Consider the following 20,511-nt stretch of genomic DNA (forward strand, 5'->3'; position numbering starts at 1 on the left):
CTAATAACACATCAGTCATTAGCTTTTGCCAGCTGGCCCACCCCTTGCAGATGTCTTGATGTAGATCAAAATCTAACCATCACAGCTCGGGAGTAAGGCCATGAGAATCAATCAACCGGTTACCCAAAGAGAACGTCTCTATCCAGACCACCAGAGCCTGATCTCCACCACGGATCTGGAGAGCCGCATCACCTACGCCAACGATGAGTTCTGCGAGATAGCAGGCTTCCAGCTCGATGAGCTGGTGGGGGAACACCACAATCTGGTACGTCATCCTGACATGCCGAAACAGGCCTTTGCCGATCTGTGGAACCATATCCGCGAAGGCAAGAGCTGGATGGGGCCGGTGAAGAACCGCTGCAAGAGTGGCGATCACTACTGGGTCAGCGCCTTTGTCACCCCCATCAAGGATGCCAGCGGCCGGGTGGTGGAGTATCAGTCGGTGCGCACCGCCCCGAGCGAGGAGATCAAACAGCGGGCCGAGAAGGTCTATGCCGACCTTCGCAACAACAAGCTGCCCACCTTCTCCCATACCCTGACCATCAACCTCTGCCTGCTGCTGAGCCTGCTCGCCATGTTTGCGCTGGGCTACAACCACGACATGAACTGGCAACTGGCGCTGGTCGCCCTGCCGCTGGCGATAGCGGCCATCACCCTGAATGCCCTCTCCCGCCGCCTCGGCAAGCTCAACAAGATGGCCCGCAGCCGCTTTGACAACCCGCTGATGCAGCTGCTCTACACCAACAAGGTGGACAACATCGCCGCCATCGAACTCTCGATGGTGATGAATCAGGCCGAGTTCAACGCCGTGCTGGCCCGTACCCAACAGACTTGCAGCAAGATCCTGCAGGCCGCCGAAGGGGATCTGCGCAACGCCGAGTCCATCACCGACAACCTGCAACAGCAGCAGGCCGAAACCAATCAAGTGGCGACAGCCGTGACCGAGATGTCGGAATCCATTCGCGAGGTGTCACAAAGCTCGACTGACTCCTCCAGCCTGCTGGATGAAACGGCCGTGCTGTTCAAGAGCGGCAACAGTAGCGTGGCCGAAACCGTGGCGGCCGTGGCGGGCATGAACAGCGAGCTGACCACCTCCAAGAGCGTGATCAGTGCGCTGGTCGGCCACTGCCGCGATATCGACGGCATCCTCGATGTGATCAACAACATCGCCAACCAGACCAACCTGCTGGCCCTCAATGCCGCCATTGAAGCGGCCCGGGCAGGCGAAGCGGGTCGCGGCTTCTCGGTAGTGGCTGACGAGATCCGCACCCTCGCCATCAAGACCCAATCCTCGACCAGCGAGATCCAGAAGATGATCACCGAACTGCAAACCAGCGCTGGGGATGCAGAGCAGGCGATGGAGAAGGGCTGCCAACTCTCCGAGAGCTGCCAGCAAAAAGCCTCGGCAACCGGCACCATTCTCCAGCAGATCAACGATATGCTGCAGCAGGTGGCCTCCGGCAGCGGCCAGATTGCCCAGGCGGTGCAGGAGCAGTTCCACGTCACCGCCGAGATCAACCGCAACGTACTCAGCATCAAGACCCTGGCCGATGACTCCAGCGTCGGCAGCCAGCACGCCGTGCACGGCATCACCCAGCTGGTAAACCAGTTAAGCGATCTCGACCGGCTGGTACGCCAGTTCCAGAAAGGGGCGCCGGCAACCCAGAGCCGCTACGAAGTGGCCACCACCCGCGCCGTGCCGGTTCGCCAAGCAAGATAACTACTACCCAAACAATCACCGCAGCAAAACCCTATGGGCCCGCAGGCCCATAGGGTTTTTTAATGCCCGCCAGCAAGAGGGCGGCACTCCCGCTTTCACCGTCCGATTTTCCCCAGCTCTGATGGCCGCTACTGTTGAGCGGTTATATCGCTGTCCGTTATTTATTAATTTATTGATCTTGCTCAGAAAACCGCCCGCTTGCGCTTTTCACCACAGCCCCGTTCGGTAACATAGCCGCTTGGCAACCCCTCGTCGGAGTCAGCCATGAACCAAGCCAGTGCCAAATCTCAGGTAAAGCAGCAGACTGGAGGCTGTAATTCAGGGGCGGTAGCGTGGTTTTTGTAAGTTGGCACAGCGCGTAGCGAAGACCAACAGACAAGTTCTTCAGCGTTAAAGGGAAAAATATGGATGTCATTAAGGCTTTAGAAATCATCTCAGCATTATCAGAAGGTGTTAATCCTGAAACCGGTGAAGAGTTATCTGAAGAAAGCTGCTTCAATCAGCCGAAAGTCATTCGAGCTTTATTTATCGCAAAACAGAGCCTCGAAGCATCAATCATTTCTGAAAAGCGTAAATCTGATTTTCCAGAAAATGCTGGGAAGCCGTGGAAGCCAGACGAAGATGAGCTATTGGCAAATAGCTTTGATTCAGGCTTAGGTGTTGATGAATTATCAAGAATCCATAAAAGAACAAAAGGTTCCATTGCCTCCAGGTTAGTTCGTCTAGGTAAAATAAATGAGCGTTCCGATATTTATACTCGGTAGCCTCGCTTTTGTAGGTTGGCGCAGAGCGTAGCGAAGCTCAACAGACGAGCGTTATAACGTCAACCAGAGCAGGATAAACATGGATTTGGTCGTTCGGTAAAACAAATTTTCAGATATGTTCGCGGTAAACGTTGGGCTTCACTTCGTTCAGCACCAACCTACTATTTTTAGCCCAACATACGAGATAGGTGTTATATTTGAATTTAAAGAAATTTCAAATCGAAGATTTATCACATCCGAATAGCGATGTGATTTTCATTCTAGAATCCCCCCATACTCAAGAGCTCAAAGTTGGATACCCTGCTGCGGGAGAAACTGGCGTGAATATGAGCAAAGTCATATTTAACTCCGAGCAACCTCTTGGTGAACTAATAAAAAACAGAGCACCACTTCCAACCCAACTCTCTATACTTAATTGCTCTCGAATTCCTCTACAAAGTACGTGTTATGCAGGTGAGAATTTGCCACCAAAACTAGTTGAATTTTTTCGTATCCAAACTATTTACGATCCTTCGGTTCAACTTCAGAAAAATCAAATAAAAGACATCTTGCGTAGCGAGATTGGTTTAAAAGCCTTAGATAGTTTTGAATCGCGACTTTATGCAAGTATAGAAATTTCACAGAAAGCTAAAATAGTGGTTTGTGGGGTCATCGCACAATGCTTTTTTGAAGAAGTAACGAAGTTACAAGGTAAGTTGCGTAAGGTAACTGAATTTGCGTGGAAAGAATTTAATTTTAGCATGTTTTATGAATATCATCCTTCTTCGAAATCTGGGCGGTGGAGCGACTCTTCTGGTATGGAAGCTCTGCGACACTATGTGAGCTAACAAATTGTTCAAGAGTGACTCGGCACACTTGGCATTTTTACTATGCATTGGTTTTAGTAGTTAAGGTGGCATGCGGAGACTTCGGTATTGTTTGCCTCACACCTCAACAAGGCGTTATACGTAGTCAGAGGAAAATAACAAGAAATGAATTGGATACCAGGTAATACTAAGCAGGGAACATTTACCATCGTAGTTGTCATCCTGCTATTAGTTTGTATCCGAGTTGGGTTTTATATTAATAAACCCGCCGAGTACTTTTCGGGGAATTTGTTGCCAGAACTAACAGGAATGCTTATTGAACTTTGTATTATCTTGTTCATAGTTGATCGCTGGCAGGAACAAAACCGACTACAGCTTTTAATTGTTAAAGAGAAGCGCCTGAGAGAATATCTCATTTTCTTTTTGAAGCATGGTTTCAAATCATTGCCTAAAGAGTATCGTGTTGGTAATTTCTATGGGCAGTTGCATGAAGAAAATGTTGCTTATTTAGAGAATTTATTTGAGTTTGTTAGTTCAAACGGTCTTTCTACGACAGAAATTGATGCAATCCGAGCTCAGTGTGATGTTGACCTTAATACATTTGGAAACTTACTTCCTGTTGCATCAGAGTTAACAGATGAGCATTTTAAAGCATGGTCAAGAATCTTGTATTTTATGGTGCGTATTTCTAAAAATTTAGGAGATGATGTAGAGAGCATAAAATATATTCTCAACAACATAAAACGCTATGAAAAAGCATCTCATGCAAGTGGAATTTATGTAGGATCAAAAAACGTATAACAAACGTTTCAAGAGGGACAGCCAACGCGCGGCATTTTTACTATGCGTTGGTTTCGGTGATTAAGGTGTTATGCGGTAAGTTGCTAGTGGCGCTGTCTGCCCCTTAAGCCCGTAGGTTCGAATAGCGCAGCGTATTCGGACAATCGCGAATAATCCCGCCGCGATATAAGCAAGGATCGGAAGATCCCTTTGCGGGGTTGCTATCGACCGCCTCGGAGTGGCTCAAGACTCGCCGGTGCCACTATAAGAAGCTGTATTTATGGGTTTTACGATAATGACCCAGCTTTTGCTTATAGTGGCTGCCGTCAGCTCATCAACGCCTGTGGTAGCTAACTGGCCGGCTGCCGGGGGCTTGTTATAGGTTCTTCCGATCCAACTACAGGTAGTTCCCCTGCCGCAGGGCGGTCAGCAACTCATCCACCAACACTTCCACCGGCTTACCGGCATTCAGCAGATGAATTTCTGGCTGTTCCGGTGCCTCATAGGCGGAGTCGATACCGGTAAAGTTGCGAATTTCCCCTGCCCTAGCCTTCTTGTAGAGCCCCTTGGGGTCGCGCTCTTCACAGACGGCGAGCGGCGCATCGACAAACACCTCGACAAACTCCCCTTCGCCCAAGAGATTGCGTACCAGCGCCCGCTCGGCACGAAATGGCGAGATAAAGGCGGTGAGCACGATAAGGCCCGCATCCACCATCAGTTTTGCCACTTCGCCAACCCGGCGGATATTCTCCTGCCGCGCAGCATCATCGAAACCGAGATCGCCACAGAGGCCGTGGCGCACATTGTCCCCATCCAGCAGATAGGTGTGCTTGCCTTGTGCCGCCAGCGCCTGCTCCAGCGCCCCCGCCAGGGTCGATTTGCCCGCCCCCGACAGCCCGGTAAACCAGATCACCAGCGGCTTTTGTCCTTTCAATTCGGCCCGGCTCTGTTTGTCCACGGCATGCTTGTGCCACACGATATTGCTCATCCAACACTCCTTGCTTGGCGCTCACGCCTCAAAACTTAAACTGTCCGGCACCACGGGGAGCCGCCTAGGACTATCAGCCGACAACGTGCTGGTGCCATGGTATTGCTCATCCCACACTCCTTGATTGGCGCTCACGCCTCAAAACTTAAACGGTCCGGAACCACAGGGAGCCGCCTAGGACGATCAGCCGACAACATGCTGATGCCATGGCATTACTCATTCAACACTCCCTGATTGGCGCTCACGCCTTAAAACGGAAACAGCAGGGGCACCATCACAATCACCCCGAGGCTATAGGCCAGCGAAACCGGCAGCGCCAGCTTGAGGTAGTCCGGCATCTTGTAGTTGCCCGCGGCATAGACCATCAGGTTGGTCTGGTAGCCGTAGGGCAGGATAAAGCTGGAGCTCGCCCCGAACAGCACCGCCAGAATAAACGGCATGGTCGAGACATCCATGCTGAGCGCCAGCTGGTAACCCATGGGGAAGGCCAGCGCGGCGGCGGCGTTGTTGCTCATCAGCTCGGTCAGCACCAACGTAAACAGATAGATACCGATAAAGGCGATGATGGGGCTGGCACCGTTGAACTCCCCCATCAGCCAGTCGGCGATAAGCTTGGCCAGTCCGCTTTTTTCCAGCTGATCGGCGATGGCGAGCGCCCCGCCCACCACCAGCCAGATATCCAGCGGAAAGCGGCGGCGGATCTCGTCCAGGGTCAGAATACGGGTGAGCAGCAGCGCCACCAGCATCAGCAGCAAGCCCTTGAACAGCGGCACCAGATCGAATACCGAGAGCGCCAGCACCCCGAGAAACCCCAGCACCACGGCGGCGCTGCGCTTGCCATCGAGACGGGTGGAGGCTTCCAGCCCGCTCACCACCACAAACTCCCGCCCCAGCGACTTGTTGCGGGCAAACTGGGGGCCGGGGGCCAGCAGCAGAGTGTCCCCTGCGTGCAGCTCAATCTGGCCGAGGCCGCCGGTCAGCTGGGTTTCGCCGCGGCGCACCGCCAATACCACCGCATCGAAGTGAGTGCGAAATTCGGCATCCTTGATGGTCTGGCCCACCAGCCGCGAGCTGTGGCTGACGATCACCTCCACCAGATGCTGGCCGTTGAGGCGGTGCTGGCCGTAGAGATCCAGCCCCTTCATCTCCTGCAACACGCCGACGCTCTCCACATCGCCGCAAAACAGCAGCACGTCCCCTTCATGCAGCTCGTGTTCCGGCTGCACCGGGCAGATCACCTGCTCGCCGCGAATGATCTCCGCCAGATAGAGACTTTTCAGGCTGCGCAGGCCGTTCTCCTTGACGCTGCGCCCCGCCAGCGGCGAACCGGCGCCCACCTTGGCTTCGAGAAAGTAGCCGGATTCGCGGCTCATCTCGGTATCCTGCTCCGGCAGGTGACGGGCAAACAGCAGCACGGCCACCAGACCGGTCAGCAGGGTGCCCGCCCCCACCATAAAGAAGTCGAACATGCCGAGCGGCGGTGCCCCCATCTTGATGAGGAAGCTGTTGACGATCAGGTTGGTGGAGGTGCCGATCAGGGTCAGCACCCCGCCAAAGGTGGCCGCGAAGCACATGGGCAGCAGCAGCCGCGACGGCGCGTGGTTGGGGTTGCGTTTGACCGCTCCCAGCATGGAGGCCACCACGGCGGTGTTATTGACGAAGGCCGACAGGAAGGCGGTGGAGAACCACACCTTCACCAGCACCTTGTTGAATGAACCCGTGCCCACCAGATTGGCGAACCAGCTCATGATGCGGGTCTTCTCCACCGCCAGCGACACCAGCAGCAACAGCACCAGCGTCAACAGAGCACTGTTGGTGTAGCCCGCCACCACGGCGTTGATATCCGCCAGCCCGCTCAGGTAGGTGATGAGCACGGCGCCCGAGAAGAGCAGCGCCGGGCGGAGTTTGCCCTGGATCAGCAGGGCCACGAGAGCAGCCAGCAGACCCAGCACCAGGAATTGTTGCCAGGTCATGGGCTTACTCCTTGCTTGTGTCGTTACCGATGGCAAGGGCTTGCCAGTGCGGGAAGTGCTTGCGCACCAAGGCGTTGAGCTCGATTTCGAACTCGCTGTAGTGCCCTTTTACCGCTTTGGCGGCCAAGCCTTCCACTATCATGCCGGCGCCGACGGTGACGTTGGTCAGCCGGTCGATCAGGATAAAGCTGCCGGTATCGCGGATCTCCTGATACGGGTCGAACGCCACCGGGTCGGTGAGGCTCAGCTCGCACAGGCCGATCTCGTTGAGCTTGAGCTCGCTCGCGGGCAGTTCGTCCAGCTTGTTGATCTCGATGCGGTGACGGATGGCCTCCACCTGACCGCGACTCTTCTTGGTGGCCAGCTTGACGTCGTAGACCCGGCCCGGTTGCAGGGACTCTTCCCCCATCCAGACGATATGGGCCAGCAGGTTCTGGGTCACTTGCGGACGGTTGGCGGCATCCACCAGCAGGTCGCCCCGGCTGATGTCGATCTCGTCCGCGAAGGTGACGGTGATGGCCTGACCCGGCAGGGCGTACTCCAGATCCCCGTCGAAGGTGACGATGCGGGTCACTGTGCTCTCCTTGCCCGACGGCAGCACCGCCAGCCGGTCGCCCACCCGCAGGATGCCGGAGGCGAGCGTCCCCGCGAAGCCGCGAAAATCGAGGTTGGGGCGGTTCACATACTGCACCGGCAGGCGCACCGGATGACGCTCCAGCTCGCGCTCAACTTCTGCCGACTCCAGCAGGGCAAGCAGGGTTTCGCCTTCGTACCAGGCCAGCTTGTCGCTCTGGTTGACCACGTTGTCACCGTCCAGCGCCGAAACCGGCACGATATGGATGGTGTCGACGCTGAGCTTCTTGGCGAACTCGCGGTAATCGGCACTGATACGCTCGAACACCTCCTGACTGAACTCCACCAGATCCATCTTGTTGACCGCCACCACGAACTGCTTGATGCCGAGCAGGCTCGCAATAAAGCTGTGGCGGCGGGTCTGATCCAGCACCCCTTTGCGGGCATCGATCAGAATGATGGCCAGATCGCAGGTGGAGGCGCCGGTCGCCATATTGCGGGTGTACTGCTCGTGGCCCGGGGTATCCGAGATGATAAATTTGCGCTTGGCGGTGGAGAAATAGCGATAGGCCACGTCGATGGTGATGCCCTGCTCGCGCTCCGCTTGCAGGCCGTCAACCAGCAGCGCCAAGTCCAGCTTCTCGCCGGTGGTGCCGAGCTTCTGGCTGTCGGACTCCAGCGCTTTGAGCTGATCTTCATAAATCTGCTGGGAGTCGTGCAGCAGGCGACCGATAAGGGTGCTCTTGCCGTCATCCACGCTGCCGCAGGTGAGAAAACGCAGCAGACTCTTGTGCTGCTGGGCGTGCAGGTAGGCTTCGATGCCCTGTTCGGTGATGGCGGTCTGAATATGGCTGTTCATGCTGACGACTCCTTAGAAATATCCCTGACGCTTCTTCTGCTCCATGGAGCCGGCCTGATCGTGGTCAATCAGCCGCCCTTGCCGCTCGCTCGAAGTGGTGAGCAGCATCTCTTCAATAATTTCCGGCAAGGTGGTGGCATCGGATTCGATGGCCCCGGTCAGCGGGTAGCAACCGAGGGTGCGGAAACGAACCAGCTCCTGCTTCACTTCGTCTTCTGGGCCGATGGGCATACGATCGTCATCCACCATGATCTTGATGCCGTTGCGCTCCACCACCGGACGGTAAGCGGCGAAGTAGAGCGGCACTATGTCGATCTTTTCCAGATAGATGTATTGCCAGATATCCAGCTCGGTCCAGTTGGAGAGCGGGAACACCCGGATGCTCTCCCCCTTGTTGACCTGGCTGTTGTAGACACGCCACAGCTCCGGGCGCTGGTTCTTCGGATCCCAGCGGTGGGACTTGTCACGGAAGGAGTAGACCCGCTCCTTGGCGCGGGACTTCTCCTCGTCGCGGCGGGCGCCGCCGAAGGCGGCATCGAAGCCATATTTGTTGAGCGCCTGCTTGAGCCCCTCGGTCTTCATGATGTCGGTGTGCTTGCCGCTGCCGTGCACGAAGGGGTTGATGCCCATGGCGAGCCCTTCCGGGTTCTTGTGGACGATCAGATCCAGCCCGTACTTCCTGGCGGTCTCGTCGCGAAACTTGATCATCTCCTTGAACTTCCAGTCGGTATCGACGTGGAGCAAGGGGAAGGGGATCTTGCCCGGATAGAAGGCCTTGCGGGCCAGGTGCAGCATGACGGAGGAGTCCTTGCCGATGGAGTACATCATCACCGGGTTTTCAAATTCGGCAGCCACCTCGCGGATGATATGGATGCTCTCGGCTTCCAGCTGCTGCAAGTGCGTCAATCTTTCACGGTCCATGTTGGTCCTCGGGTCATTGCTTATGCGCCTGCTCGGGGCGCTGGGTGGTTCAGTGCGCGGCCGCACCGGCAGCCGCATCAAATATCTCTTTCCGGGTCAGGCCAGCTGCACCAGCTTGAGGTCGCAGCCATCGAGATCCGGGTTAGCGCGCAGCTGCTCGCCGCCCTGCTCTCCAAACCAGGCGAGCCGATCGCGCAGGGCGACCACTTCGCCGATGACGATAAGCGACGGGCTCACCGCTTGTTTGGCCAGCTCGGCCAAGTCGGCCAGCGTGCCGGTCAGCACCCGCTGACGGGATGTGGTGCCGCGCTCGATGATGGCGATGGGGGTGGCTTGGCTTCTGCCGTGATTCACCAGCTGCTGCTGGATATGCTCGGAGCGCATCAGCCCCATGTAGATGACCAGGGTCTGACTGGTGGCGGCGAGCTGCTGCCAGTCGGGCTCCTTGCCCTCTTTCTGGCAGTGGCCGGTAATAAAGACGGCGCTCTGGGCATAATCACGGTGAGTCAGCGGAATACCGGCATAGGCGGTGGCCCCGGCGGCGGCCGTGATGCCGGGCACTACCGAGAAGGGGATGCCTTCATCGGCCAGCACTTCCAGCTCCTCGCCACCCCGGCCAAACATAAAGGGATCGCCCCCTTTCAGCCGCACCACCCGGTTGCCCGCCTTGGCGTATTCCACCAGCAGGCGATTGGTCTCCTCCTGCGGCACGCTGTGGGCACCCGCCTTCTTGCCGACCGACACCAGAGTGGCGTCGCGGCGCACCAGATCTAGGATCTCAGGCGAGACCAGCTGGTCGTAGAGCACCACTTCAGCCTGTTGAATCTGTTGCAGCGCCTTGAGGGTCAAGAGGCCCGGATCGCCGGGGCCCGCGCCGACCAGCACCACTTCGCCCACTTCGCTTTTCGCCTGATCGAGGCCATCGCTCAGCCACTGCTCGGCCCCTTGCCAATCCTCTTTTTCAATCAGGCTAGCGAGGGTGTTGGAGGCAAAGGCGCGCTCCCAGAAGCGGCGGCGATCGGAAATCGAGGAGAGCACCCGCTTGGCCTTGTCACGGACCCGGCCGGAGAGCTCGGTCAGCCCGCCAAGATGGCGCGGCAGCAGACTCTCCAGCCGCTCGCGCAGCAGGCGCACCAGCACCGGCGCCTTGCCGCCGCTGGAGACCGCCACCATCAGCGGCGAGCGATCGATGATCGAGGGGAAGATAAAGCTGGAGCGTTTGGGGTCATCCACCACGTTGACGAACAGACCCAGCTGATTGGCACTTTGATAAACCAGCGCATTGACTTCGAGATTGTCGGTCGCCGCCACCACCAAAATCTGACCAGCCAGATGGGCCGGGGTGAAACGCGCCGCCAGATGGGTGAAACGACCGGTGAATTCCGCAAATTCCGGTTCAAGCTCCGGGGAGACCAGGGTCAGCCGGGCACCGGCTGCCAGCAGCAGGCGCGCCTTGCGCAGGGCAACCTCGCCCCCGCCCACCAGCAGTACCGGGCGGCCTTCCAACTTGGCAAACATAGGTAAATAATCCATTTCGGCCCATCCCTCGGAACACGACTAATATGGGGCGACTATAGGCAGGGCAGCTTATCCCTCAAAATAATAAAAAATGCTTTTTAATGCGTTTTGGTAATTAGCAAAGCCAATTCATGACAAAGGCGTACAAAGTCACTTGTGGTACCTGACGCCAGACCATAGGCTAGGGACTGTGTTTCATAAGGAGCTAAATGATGAATGAATCATTGATTGTGCTAGGGATTTTTGTGTTCCTGGTGCTCGCCACTCTGAGCGCGGGTATTAAGATAGTGCCCCAGGGCTACAACTGGACGGTAGAGCGCTTCGGCCGCTACACCCGCACCCTGACCCCGGGTCTCAACCTGCTGATCCCCTACGTGGATCGGGTCGGCCACAAGATCATCATGATGGAGCAGGTGCTGGACATCCCGGCACAAGAGGTGATCTCCCGCGACAACGCCAACGTCACCATCGACGCCATCAGCTTTGTGCAGGTGGTGGATGCCCGTAAAGCGGGCTACGAGGTCAACGATCTCACCAGCGCCATCCGCAATCTCACCATGACCAATATGCGGACCGTGCTCGGCGCCATGGAGCTGGACGAGATGCTCTCCCAGCGCGACACCATCAACGAGAAGCTGCTGCGCACCATGGATGCCGCCACCGCCCCCTGGGGCATCAAGGTGACCCGCATCGAGATTAAAGATGTGCGCCCACCGCTGGCACTGGTCGAGGCGATGAACGCCCAGATGAAGGCCGAGCGCCAGAAACGGGCCGAGGTGCTGGAAGCCGAAGGGGTGCGCCAGTCCAAGATCCTGAAAGCCGAGGGTGAGAAGCAGTCCCAGATCCTCAAAGCCGAAGGTGAGCGTCAGGCCGCCTTCCTCGCTGCAGAAGCACGGGAGCGGGCTGCCGAAGCGGAAGCCAAGGCGACCCATATGGTTTCCCAGGCGATTGCGGAAGGAGACCTGCAGGCCATCAACTACTTCGTGGCCCAGAAATATACCGAGGCACTGGCCCGCATCGGTGAAGGCCCCAACAGCAAGATCATCATGATGCCGCTGGAAGCGGGCAGCCTGATTGGATCTGTGGCTGGCATGGCCGAGCTGTTCAACAAAGATGGCAAGGGCAGCAAGTCATGACAGCCCTGTTAGAGGGGCTGACCCACTGGCACTGGCTGGGGCTCGGCTTCATTCTGCTGGCCATCGAGGTGCTCGGCTCGGTGGGCTTTTTGCTCTGGACCGGCATCGCCGCGCTGGAAGTGGGGCTACTGCTGCTGCTCTGGCCCTTTGGCTGGCAGGCGCAGTTGCTGCTGTTTGCGGTGCAATCCCTGCTCACCACCTGGGCCTGGTGGCGCTGGCAGCACCAGCGTGACAACTCGGGTCAGGATGCCGCCAGCACCATCAACGAGCGGATGCAAAGCTATATGGGCCGCGAGCTGACCCTGCTGGATGATGTCGCCCAAGGCACCAGCCGGGTACATCTGGACGACACGGTCTGGACAGTGCGCTGTGACGAGTCTCTGCCGGCAGGCAGCAAGGTCAGGGTAGTGGGGGCCGACTCCCACATCCTGCTGGTTGAACCCCGCAACTGACTCAGCTCTGCCATCGAGTGATAAAAAAGCCCGCGATCGCTCGCGGGCTTTTGTCTCTCTGGCGGCCACTCAGGTACGCAACCGATCGAGCTGACTGGCCAGCGCCGTGGCTGCTTGCTCCAGCGCTTCGCTCAGTTGATGGCTGGAGCTGGCCTCCTGCCCGATCACGTTAGCGGTATCGCCGATCCGCATCAGGTTCTGGTTGATGGTATCGCTCACCGCACTCTGCTGCTCGGCGGCGGTGGCTACCTGACTGATGTGGTCGTGGATCTGCTGGATCTGGGCCACCACCCGATTGAGCGCCTCAAACGCCTGCTCGGTACCCTGCACCGTGGTAGTGGAGCGCTCGATACCGGTATTCATCAAACGCTGACTGCTGCTCACCTCGGTCTGCAGGCTGCCAATCAGCTGGCCAATCTCGTCGGTCGATTCACGGGTCTTGGTCGCCAGCGCCCGCACCTCGTCCGCCACCACTGCAAAGCCGCGGCCCATGTCACCCGCCCGCGCCGCTTCGATGGCGGCGTTGAGGGCCAGCAGGTTGGTCTGCTCGGCAATGGCGCGGATCACATCGAGGATCCGGCTGATATTGGTGCTGCGCTGGGCCACCAGCGCCACCGCTTTATCCGCCTCATGCATATCGCCGACCAGAGTATGGATCTCGTTGCGGGCGTTGCTGAGGGTCTGCTGGGCAGTATTGATGTGGTGGGTCGCCGCTTCCGACTCCTGCGCTGCCTGCTCGGCATAACCTGCCACACTGACTGCCGTGGTACTCATCTGGTGCATTGCGCTCACCACGCTCTCCAACTCCAGATTCTGCTCGTCCAGACTGTTGCGCATGGTGTCAGCGGTATGTTTCATCTCCCGCGCCTGCTGGTAGACCTGCTGGCCGATCCCCTTGCTCATTTGCACCATGCCCCGCAGCTTGCCGAGGAAGGCATTGAGCTGGGAACCCAGATCGATCAGCTCCTGATGGGTGTCGATCTCCATCTGCTGGGTCAGGTCCCCCTCGTTGCTGGAGAGATGGCCCACATGGCGGCTGATAAGAGAAAGTGGCGCTGTGATGGTCTGGATAAACCAGACCAGCAGCCCCAGCACCAACAGGGTAATCCCGCCCATGGCGATGATCTGCTGCCGCTGGGCATCCACCAGCAGGGCACCCAGTTCATTGCTGATGGCGTGCGCCTTGCCGAGCGCCAGCGCCTTGGGCACCTTGATCATCAACCACCACTGGGTATTGGCTGCCTCAACCCGGATGGGCTGATGAAGAATAAAGTCACTATCGCTGCTGACCGGCTGACCGTCAGGCAGGGTCAGGCCCACCTCCTTGAGTGGACGGCCCAGCTTGTCGGCATAGCGGTTGCTGCCCACAATCAGCCCCATCTTGCTGACCAGAGTCACATCCGCCTTGTTGTCATAGAGGCTCTTGCCAAGGTTTTCAGCCAGTTGCTGGAAGATGGGCAGGTTCATATCCACCCCGGCCAGCCCGACAAACTTGCCGTCACGCAGCACGGGCACCGTCAGACTGGTCATCAGCATCTTGTTGCCCGGGCTGATTTCGTAGAGGTAGGGCTCCATCAGGCAGGGCTGGCGGGTATCGCGACCACAGAGATACCACTCGCTGTTGCGAATGCCAAACTCGTTGAGGGAGGTATCAAACTTGGCCTCGCTGGCAGCGGCGTCCACCGCTTGCTGAGCGACGGCCCCTCCCTGATCCTTGGTGAAATAGACCTCCAGACTCCCCTTGCCTGCCACCGAGTGGCTGGCCCCGCCCAGCCAGTTGCCATCCTCGCCATCATAGCCGTCCGGTTCAAACTGGGCGTAGATGGAGCTGATCCCGCTCGCCTGCTGCAGGCTGCTACCGAGCAAGTACTCCACTTGAGGCCGCGACAAGCGCAGTTCCGGTTTGGCCATCCCGGCTTCAATCTGGGCGGTCACGGTCAGGGGGATCTGATAGGAGTTCTGCATCAGCGAGGCAATCTGGATGGCATAGCGCTCTGCCTGATACTGCAGGCTGCGGGAGACCTCCTCTTCCAGTGCATCGCTGGTCCGGGTCATCACCATGTTGCGAAGGGAACTGAAAGAGGCCGATTGCAACAGGGTCATGGCCAGCCCGGTCAGCAGAAACAGCCCCATGGTAAGGCACAACAGCTTGAACTTGAGGGAACGTTGCTTCATGCGACAACTCCTTATGGCAGAATAACAACGAATTACTTGAGTATATTCGCCCACTTGCGCTTCACCCGATTTGTTGATGGGTTTGTGGCAGGCTTCTGGTTATAATTTTTGCCTTCCCGAGCGTTGATGGAACAGTCGCAATGAGCAATGCACTGAGCAGTGTCCCGCCGGTAGTCGCGATGGACTACCCCTTTCCGGCAAAACCTCTTCCCCTAAGTGCCGAGCAGAGAACGACCTTGACCACAGAAATCAAGGCGCTGCTCAAGGAGCGCAAAGCGGTACTGGTTGCCCACTACTACACGGATCCCGAGATCCAGGCGCTGGCCGAAGCCACCGGTGGTTTCGTCGGTGACTCGCTGGAGATGGCCCGTTTTGGCCGCGATCACGAGGCGCAAACCCTGATCGTCGCCGGGGTGCGCTTCATGGGGGAAACCTCCAAGATCCTGAGCCCTCACAAGCGGGTGCTGATGCCGACTCTGGAGGCCGAATGCTCCCTCGATCTGGGTTGTCCCATCGAGCAGTTCTCCGCCTTCTGCGATGCCAATCCCGACCATACCGTGGTGGTCTATGCCAATACCTCGGCTGCGGTCAAAGCGCGGGCTGACTGGGTGGTGACCTCCAGCATCGCGCTCGAGATCGTCGAGCACCTCGACAGCCTGGGTCACAAGATCATCTGGGGCCCGGATCGCCATCTGGGTGCCTATATCGAGAAGAAGACCGGGGCGCAGATGCTGCGCTGGCAGGGCCACTGCATCGTCCACGACGAGTTCAAGGCCCGCGCCCTGCGCGAGCTGAAAGAGCAGAATCCGGACGCCGCCGTGCTGGTTCATCCGGAATCCCCCGCCTCGGTGATCGAGCTGGCCGATGCGGTGGGCTCCACCAGCCAGCTGATCAAGGCGGCCAAGGAGCTGCCCCAGCAGAAGCTGATCGTGGCGACCGATCGGGGCATCTTCTACAAGATGCAGCAGGCCTGTCCGGAGAAAGAGATGGTGGAAGCACCGACCGGTGGCGATGGCGCTACCTGCCGCAGCTGCGCCCACTGCCCCTGGATGGCGATGAACGGTCTGGTGGCGATCAAGGAGGCGCTCACCGACGGTGCCGAGCGCCACGAGATCCATGTCGATGAAGATCTGCGGGTCAAAGCCTTGATCCCCCTCGATCGCATGCTCAATTTCGCCGCCGAACTTAAGCTCAAGACCCAGGGCAACGCCTGATTGCCGCCGTCACCAGATGCAAAGAGGGCTCCCGTGGGAGCCCTCTTTATTTATCTGAAACTCATCCTGCTCAGATGATCACAGTGGAGAGGCTGTGCTCTTCATCCGGCGCAACGGTCACACCCGCCTCACCGGCGATAGCCGCTTCGACGCAGAGCATGGTGCGATAGCCATCGTCGCTCATGTCGGCCATGGCGGTGGCCCCTTCCAGCCAGGGGGTCCAGACCACCACGCTGTCGTGGTTGCCACTGACAACCCGGGTCTCGCGCTCACCATCCTGCACCCTCACCAGCGCCTCTGGCTGCCAGTAGACCCGATCCAGCGGCCCGTTCAGGGTCAATGCACCCTGCTGCTTGGCATCCTGTCCGGTCAGCTTGTCAGCATAGGGCTCGCCCAAGCCGGTGACGCTCACCGCTTCCGGCGCACTGATTTGCAAATAGGTATGCAGCGCACCGCTGTAAGTCAACGGCTGAGCACCTGTATTGCGAGTGGTCAGCACCAGCGAAAGCTCTTTGCCAACCAGCACGTCCAGTTCCAGCTCGAAGGGGTGATCCCACAGGGCGCGGGTCGCATCGCTGTCGTGCAGGGAGAGATGAACAAGCGTGCCATCGGCGTGATCGGAGACCCCGTCCAGCATCCAGAGGGTGGTACGGGCAAAACCGTGGGAGGGCTTGCCGCTACCGACGCGGGCGGGCGCCGGGCCAAACCAGGGCCAGCAGATCGGGATACCACCGCGAACAGGCTTGCTGCCATCCAGCACCGCCTTGTCGCTCAGCCAGATGGAGGCCGGCTCGCCATGACGCTGATAGCTCAGCACATGGGCGCCAAACAGGCTGATTTCTGCCTTGGCATAGTCGTTGTTGATGGTGAGAACCGGCAGACCGGCCGCATTGTTGGCAAGCTTGCAATTGGCTGTCAGGGGACGAATGGATTGCATGTGGACTCCTGTCATCAGGGGAAACCGAAAAACAAAAAGGCGGCCAATGGCCGCCTTTTTCAAGCTACGCGATTGCGCATCCCAAATTACTTGGAGATGTGAGCGATCAGGTCCAGAACTTTGCTGGAGTAGCCCATTTCGTTGTCGTACCAGGATACAACTTTAACGAATTTGTCGTTCAGCTGGATACCAGCCTTGGCGTCGAATACGGAGGTCTGACGCTCGCCCAGGAAGTCGGTAGATACAACTTCGTCTTCGGTGTAGCCCAGAACGCCTTTCATAGCGCCTTCGGAAGCAGCTTTCATCGCTTCACAGATTTCTGCGTAGGTGGCAGCTTTCTTCAGGTTAACGGTCAGGTCAACAACAGACACGTCCGGAGTCGGAACACGGAAAGCCATACCGGTCAGCAGGCCTTTCAGTTCCGGGATAACTACGCCAACAGCTTTGGCTGCACCGGTAGAGGACGGGATGATGTTCTGAGCCGCACCGCGGCCACCGCGCCAGTCTTTGGCAGACGGACCATCAACGGTCTTCTGGGTAGCAGTGGTAGCGTGAACGGTGGTCATCAGGCCAGACTCGATACCGAAGGTATCGTTCAGAACCTTGGCGATCGGTGCCAGGCAGTTGGTGGTGCAGGAAGCGTTGGAAACGATGTCCTGGCCAGCGTAGGTAGAGTCGTTAACACCCATTACAAACATCGGGGTAGCGTCTTTGGACGGGCCAGTCAGAACAACTTTCTTGGCACCAGCAGCGATGTGCTTACGAGCAGTCTCGTCGGTCAGGAACAGACCGGTAGCTTCAGCAACAACGTCAACACCGATTTCGCCCCACTTCAGGTTGGCCGGGTCACGCTCAGCGGTAACACGTACGGTTTTGCCGTTTACAACCAGGTTGCCGTCTTTAACTTCAACGGTACCGTTGAAACGACCGTGAGTTGAATCGTACTTCAGCATGTAAGCCATGTAGTCAACATCGATCAGGTCGTTGATACCAACAACTTCGATGTCTGCACGCTCGCAAGCCAGACGGAATACGAAACGACCGATACGGCCAAAACCGTTAATACCTACTTTGATAGTCATATTTAGTTACCTAACTGTTCAGTAGTCAAAGAAAATTCCGCTTGTAAATTTACTAGAACTCTCCGGTGAGTCAACCAACATTCTGTCTGAAATTGCGCTATATCATGAAAAACTGTGAAATTAATTTTCTGTTTATGTAACTGATTACCACGTTTTGACGAAAAAAGTGCCAGATCGTGGCATCGCGCAGATATCAACAATAGTGCCTACTCGGTCACACAACCATTCACAGAGATATGTAAAAATGTGCGCGGTTTAGCATGGCCAAAGAGCCACTGTTCAAGTACCACCCCATAAAAATCAAACAAAATAGTATAGATAGAATCCACAGCGGGAATTCTCAAACTATGACCACCCTGATTGAACAGCTGGCTGCCGCAAAAGGTATCGCCAGCGAGTATGTCGATGCCTGGGGCCACCCGGCCCAGGTATCAGAAGAGAGCAAGGCCGCCATGCTGGGCGCCATGGGCTACCGCGTCGATGACGAGGCCGCACTGGTGCAGCAGCTGGAAGAGGAGCATCGCCAGCACTGGCTGCGGGCGCTGGATCCTGTGATGGTGGTTCGCACCGGCGACGCCGTTACCCTTGAGGTTCGCCTCCCCATCGAATTCGTCAACGATGCCCTCACCTGGCAGCTCCAGCAGGAGCAGGGTGCAGTGCTGTCCGGTCAATTCACCCCCATCGAGGGTGAGCTGGTCGGCGTGGCCGAATTTGAAGAGATGGAGTGCCAGGCCTATCGCGTCACTCTGGAAATGGCCCCGGAGCTGGGTTATCACCAGCTGGTGCTGCTGGAAGAGGGCAATGACGAGCCGCTGGCCACCATGCGCCTCATCGTTGCCCCCAAGGCCTGCTACAAGCAGGCGCCGATTGCCGATGGCCGCAAGGTATGGGGTCCGAGCGTGCAGCTCTACTGCCTGCGCAGCCGCCATAACTGGGGTATCGGTGACTTCAGCGATCTGGGCCAGCTGGTTGAGAAAGCGGCCGCCTGGGGTGCCCACTTCGTCGGTCTCAACCCTATCCACGCCCTCTATCCGGCCAATCCGGAGAGCGCCAGTCCCTACAGCCCCTCTTCCCGTCGCTGGCTCAACGTGGCCTATATCAATGTGGAAGCGGTGCCCGAATTCCAGCAGAGCGCTCGCCTGAAGGCGGAAGTGGCGAGCCCTGCCTTCCAGCAACATCTGGCCGATCTGCGCGCCAAAGAGAACGTCGATTATACCGGCGTGATCCAGACCAAACTCGGCATGCTGCGTCAGGTGTTCGATGAAGCCACCCTGAGCGCCGAGCGTCAGGCCGCCTTTGATGCCTTCGTGGCCGCCGGTGGCGACAGCCTGCAACAGCAGGCAGCATTTGATACCCTGCAGGCCCACTTCTATGCCAAAGGCGAAAATGCCTGGGGCTGGCCGGTATGGCCGCAGGAACTGCGCGATTACCACAATCCTGCCGTTGCCGCCTGGATGGCCGAGCACCCGCAAGATGTCAACTTCTACCTCTATCTGCAGTTCTTGGCTGACGAACAGCTGGCGCAAGCCGATGCCCGCGCCAAGGCTGCCGGCATGGTGATGGGGATCTACCGGGATCTGGCGGTGGGCGTCTCCGAAGGCTCCACCGAGATCTGGGCCAACCAGGATCTCTACTGCCCGAAAGCCTCGGTCGGTGCGCCGCCCGATATCCTCGGCCCGCTTGGTCAGAACTGGGGCCTGCCCCCGATGAACCCGAACAAGCTGTTCGAAGCGGCCTATCAGCCGATGGTGGATTTGTTCCGTGCCAACATGCGCTCCTGTGGTGCTCTGCGCATCGACCACGTAATGGCCTTGCTGCGCCTGTGGTGGGTACCGCCCGGAGCGTCCGCCGCCAAGGGCGCCTACATCTACTATCCGGTCAACGATCTGCTGGGCATTCTGGCCCTCGAATCCCACCGCAATCAGTGCCTGCTGATCGGCGAAGATCTGGGTACCGTGCCGGAGGGGATCGACGTGACCCTGAAAGAGAACGGCGTTCACTCCTACAAGGTGTTCTTCTTCGAGCGCTCCAAGGAAGATGGCGGCTTTATCTCCCCGGCGCACTACACCGAGCAGGCGATGTCGGCCCTGACCACCCACGACATGCCGACCCTCAAGGGCTTCTGGCATTGCGACGATTTGGCGCTCGGCCGTCAACTGGGTCTGTATCCGGATGAAGATGTATTGAAGACTCTGTATGCTGATCGTCACCAGGCCAAACAGCGGATCCTCGACAGCTTGCATGCCCACAAGGTCATCTCTGACAACATCAGTCATGACGTCAACTGGGTCGGCATGAACACCGAACTCAACCACGGTCTGCAGATCCATATGTCCCGCGGCAGCTGCGCCCTGTTCAGTACCCAGCTGGAAGACTGGCTGGAGATGGACAAGCCGGTCAACGTACCGGGCACCAGTTACGAATACCCCAACTGGCGCCGCAAGCTTTCCGCTGATCTGGAAGATATTTTTGCCAATGAGGCACTCAAGGCACTGGCTGGCAAGATGAGCCAAGCCCGTGATGAGGCCAGTCGTTGAGACGCTGTCTCCCACAGCGCTCTCACCTAAATCCACTCCGGCTTCGGCCGGAGTGGATGCTCTGTTATGAAAGGAA

Annotated in this window: 16 protein-coding genes; 8 read left to right on the plus strand and 8 right to left on the minus strand. The window is 57.9% G+C overall.

The annotated features are described in order from the left end of the window. Window positions 1-100 precede the first annotated feature (100 nt). The 4 genes from AB5Y73_RS00550 to AB5Y73_RS00565 all read left to right on the plus strand — a co-directional run bounded on the left by AB5Y73_RS00550 (window position 101) and on the right by AB5Y73_RS00565 (window position 4,091). Window positions 101-1,720 (plus strand): PAS domain-containing methyl-accepting chemotaxis protein, encoded by a 1,620-nt coding sequence (locus tag AB5Y73_RS00550; RefSeq protein WP_181497081.1) that lies wholly within the window; start codon window positions 101-103, stop codon window positions 1,718-1,720. A gap of 404 nt (window positions 1,721-2,124) precedes the next feature. Further along, window positions 2,125-2,484: a hypothetical protein gene (locus AB5Y73_RS00555; RefSeq protein WP_107682746.1), complete on the plus strand. Its 360-nt coding sequence runs from the start codon at window positions 2,125-2,127 to the stop codon at window positions 2,482-2,484. A 197-nt stretch (window positions 2,485-2,681) separates the two neighbouring features. Then, on the plus strand, window positions 2,682-3,311 hold the full coding sequence (locus AB5Y73_RS00560) for a hypothetical protein (protein WP_368147141.1): 630 nt from the start codon (window positions 2,682-2,684) through the stop codon (window positions 3,309-3,311). 144 nt (window positions 3,312-3,455) lie between these two features. Beyond that, window positions 3,456-4,091 (plus strand): hypothetical protein, encoded by a 636-nt coding sequence (locus AB5Y73_RS00565; RefSeq protein WP_107682748.1) that lies wholly within the window; start codon window positions 3,456-3,458, stop codon window positions 4,089-4,091. A gap of 376 nt (window positions 4,092-4,467) precedes the next feature. Here AB5Y73_RS00565 and cysC read toward each other — a convergent pair whose 3' ends face one another. The 5 genes from cysC to cysG form a co-directional block, all read right to left on the minus strand. Beyond that, the gene (cysC, locus tag AB5Y73_RS00570) at window positions 4,468-5,058 is read right to left on the minus strand and encodes an adenylyl-sulfate kinase (protein ID WP_107682749.1); all 591 of its coding nucleotides are present in this window, start codon (window positions 5,056-5,058) and stop codon (window positions 4,468-4,470) included. Between the two features lie 248 nt (window positions 5,059-5,306). Further along, window positions 5,307-7,031 carry an SLC13 family permease gene (locus AB5Y73_RS00575; RefSeq protein WP_107682750.1) on the minus strand — a complete coding sequence of 575 codons (1,725 nt, stop codon included), beginning with the start codon at window positions 7,029-7,031 and terminating at the stop codon, window positions 5,307-5,309. Window positions 7,032-7,035: 4 nt separating this feature from the next. Further along, the gene (gene cysN, locus AB5Y73_RS00580) at window positions 7,036-8,463 is read right to left on the minus strand and encodes a sulfate adenylyltransferase subunit CysN (protein WP_118854595.1); all 1,428 of its coding nucleotides are present in this window, start codon (window positions 8,461-8,463) and stop codon (window positions 7,036-7,038) included. A 12-nt stretch (window positions 8,464-8,475) separates the two neighbouring features. Next, window positions 8,476-9,408, minus strand: coding sequence for a sulfate adenylyltransferase subunit CysD (gene cysD, locus AB5Y73_RS00585; RefSeq protein ID WP_319919738.1), 933 nt, complete (start codon window positions 9,406-9,408; stop codon window positions 8,476-8,478). Window positions 9,409-9,480: 72 nt separating this feature from the next. Further along, window positions 9,481-10,917, minus strand: a complete 1,437-nt coding sequence (gene cysG, locus AB5Y73_RS00590; protein ID WP_107682752.1) for a siroheme synthase CysG — start codon at window positions 10,915-10,917, stop codon at window positions 9,481-9,483. A 197-nt stretch (window positions 10,918-11,114) separates the two neighbouring features. On the opposite strand from cysG, the gene AB5Y73_RS00595 reads away from it, so the two are divergent. After that, on the plus strand, window positions 11,115-12,038 hold the full coding sequence (locus AB5Y73_RS00595) for an SPFH domain-containing protein (RefSeq protein ID WP_005335703.1): 924 nt from the start codon (window positions 11,115-11,117) through the stop codon (window positions 12,036-12,038). Beyond that, window positions 12,035-12,490 (plus strand): NfeD family protein, encoded by a 456-nt coding sequence (locus AB5Y73_RS00600; protein ID WP_179902546.1) that lies wholly within the window; start codon window positions 12,035-12,037, stop codon window positions 12,488-12,490. The genes AB5Y73_RS00595 and AB5Y73_RS00600 overlap by 4 nt, the downstream gene beginning before the upstream one ends. A gap of 69 nt (window positions 12,491-12,559) precedes the next feature. Here AB5Y73_RS00600 and AB5Y73_RS00605 read toward each other — a convergent pair whose 3' ends face one another. After that, the gene (locus AB5Y73_RS00605) at window positions 12,560-14,665 is read right to left on the minus strand and encodes a methyl-accepting chemotaxis protein (RefSeq protein ID WP_107682754.1); all 2,106 of its coding nucleotides are present in this window, start codon (window positions 14,663-14,665) and stop codon (window positions 12,560-12,562) included. A 140-nt stretch (window positions 14,666-14,805) separates the two neighbouring features. Here AB5Y73_RS00605 and nadA point away from each other — a divergent pair, with 140 nt between their 5' ends. Continuing rightward, the gene (gene nadA / locus AB5Y73_RS00610; protein ID WP_005335706.1) at window positions 14,806-15,879 is read left to right on the plus strand and encodes a quinolinate synthase NadA; all 1,074 of its coding nucleotides are present in this window, start codon (window positions 14,806-14,808) and stop codon (window positions 15,877-15,879) included. Window positions 15,880-15,949: 70 nt separating this feature from the next. On the opposite strand, the gene AB5Y73_RS00615 is transcribed toward nadA, so the two are convergent. Together AB5Y73_RS00615 and gap are read right to left on the minus strand one after the other, a co-directional pair. Continuing rightward, the gene (locus tag AB5Y73_RS00615; RefSeq protein WP_107682755.1) at window positions 15,950-16,816 is read right to left on the minus strand and encodes a D-hexose-6-phosphate mutarotase; all 867 of its coding nucleotides are present in this window, start codon (window positions 16,814-16,816) and stop codon (window positions 15,950-15,952) included. An 86-nt stretch (window positions 16,817-16,902) separates the two neighbouring features. Then, on the minus strand, window positions 16,903-17,898 hold the full coding sequence (gene gap / locus AB5Y73_RS00620; RefSeq protein WP_005335708.1) for a type I glyceraldehyde-3-phosphate dehydrogenase: 996 nt from the start codon (window positions 17,896-17,898) through the stop codon (window positions 16,903-16,905). A 347-nt stretch (window positions 17,899-18,245) separates the two neighbouring features. On the opposite strand from gap, the gene malQ reads away from it, so the two are divergent. Further along, window positions 18,246-20,435 (plus strand): 4-alpha-glucanotransferase, encoded by a 2,190-nt coding sequence (gene malQ / locus AB5Y73_RS00625; RefSeq protein ID WP_181294862.1) that lies wholly within the window; start codon window positions 18,246-18,248, stop codon window positions 20,433-20,435. The last annotated feature ends 76 nt before the right edge of the window (window positions 20,436-20,511 follow it).

Source organism: Aeromonas sp. s7(2024) (assembly GCF_040907825.1).
In the GTDB taxonomy this organism is placed as follows: Bacteria; Pseudomonadota; Gammaproteobacteria; order Enterobacterales; family Aeromonadaceae; genus Aeromonas; species Aeromonas veronii.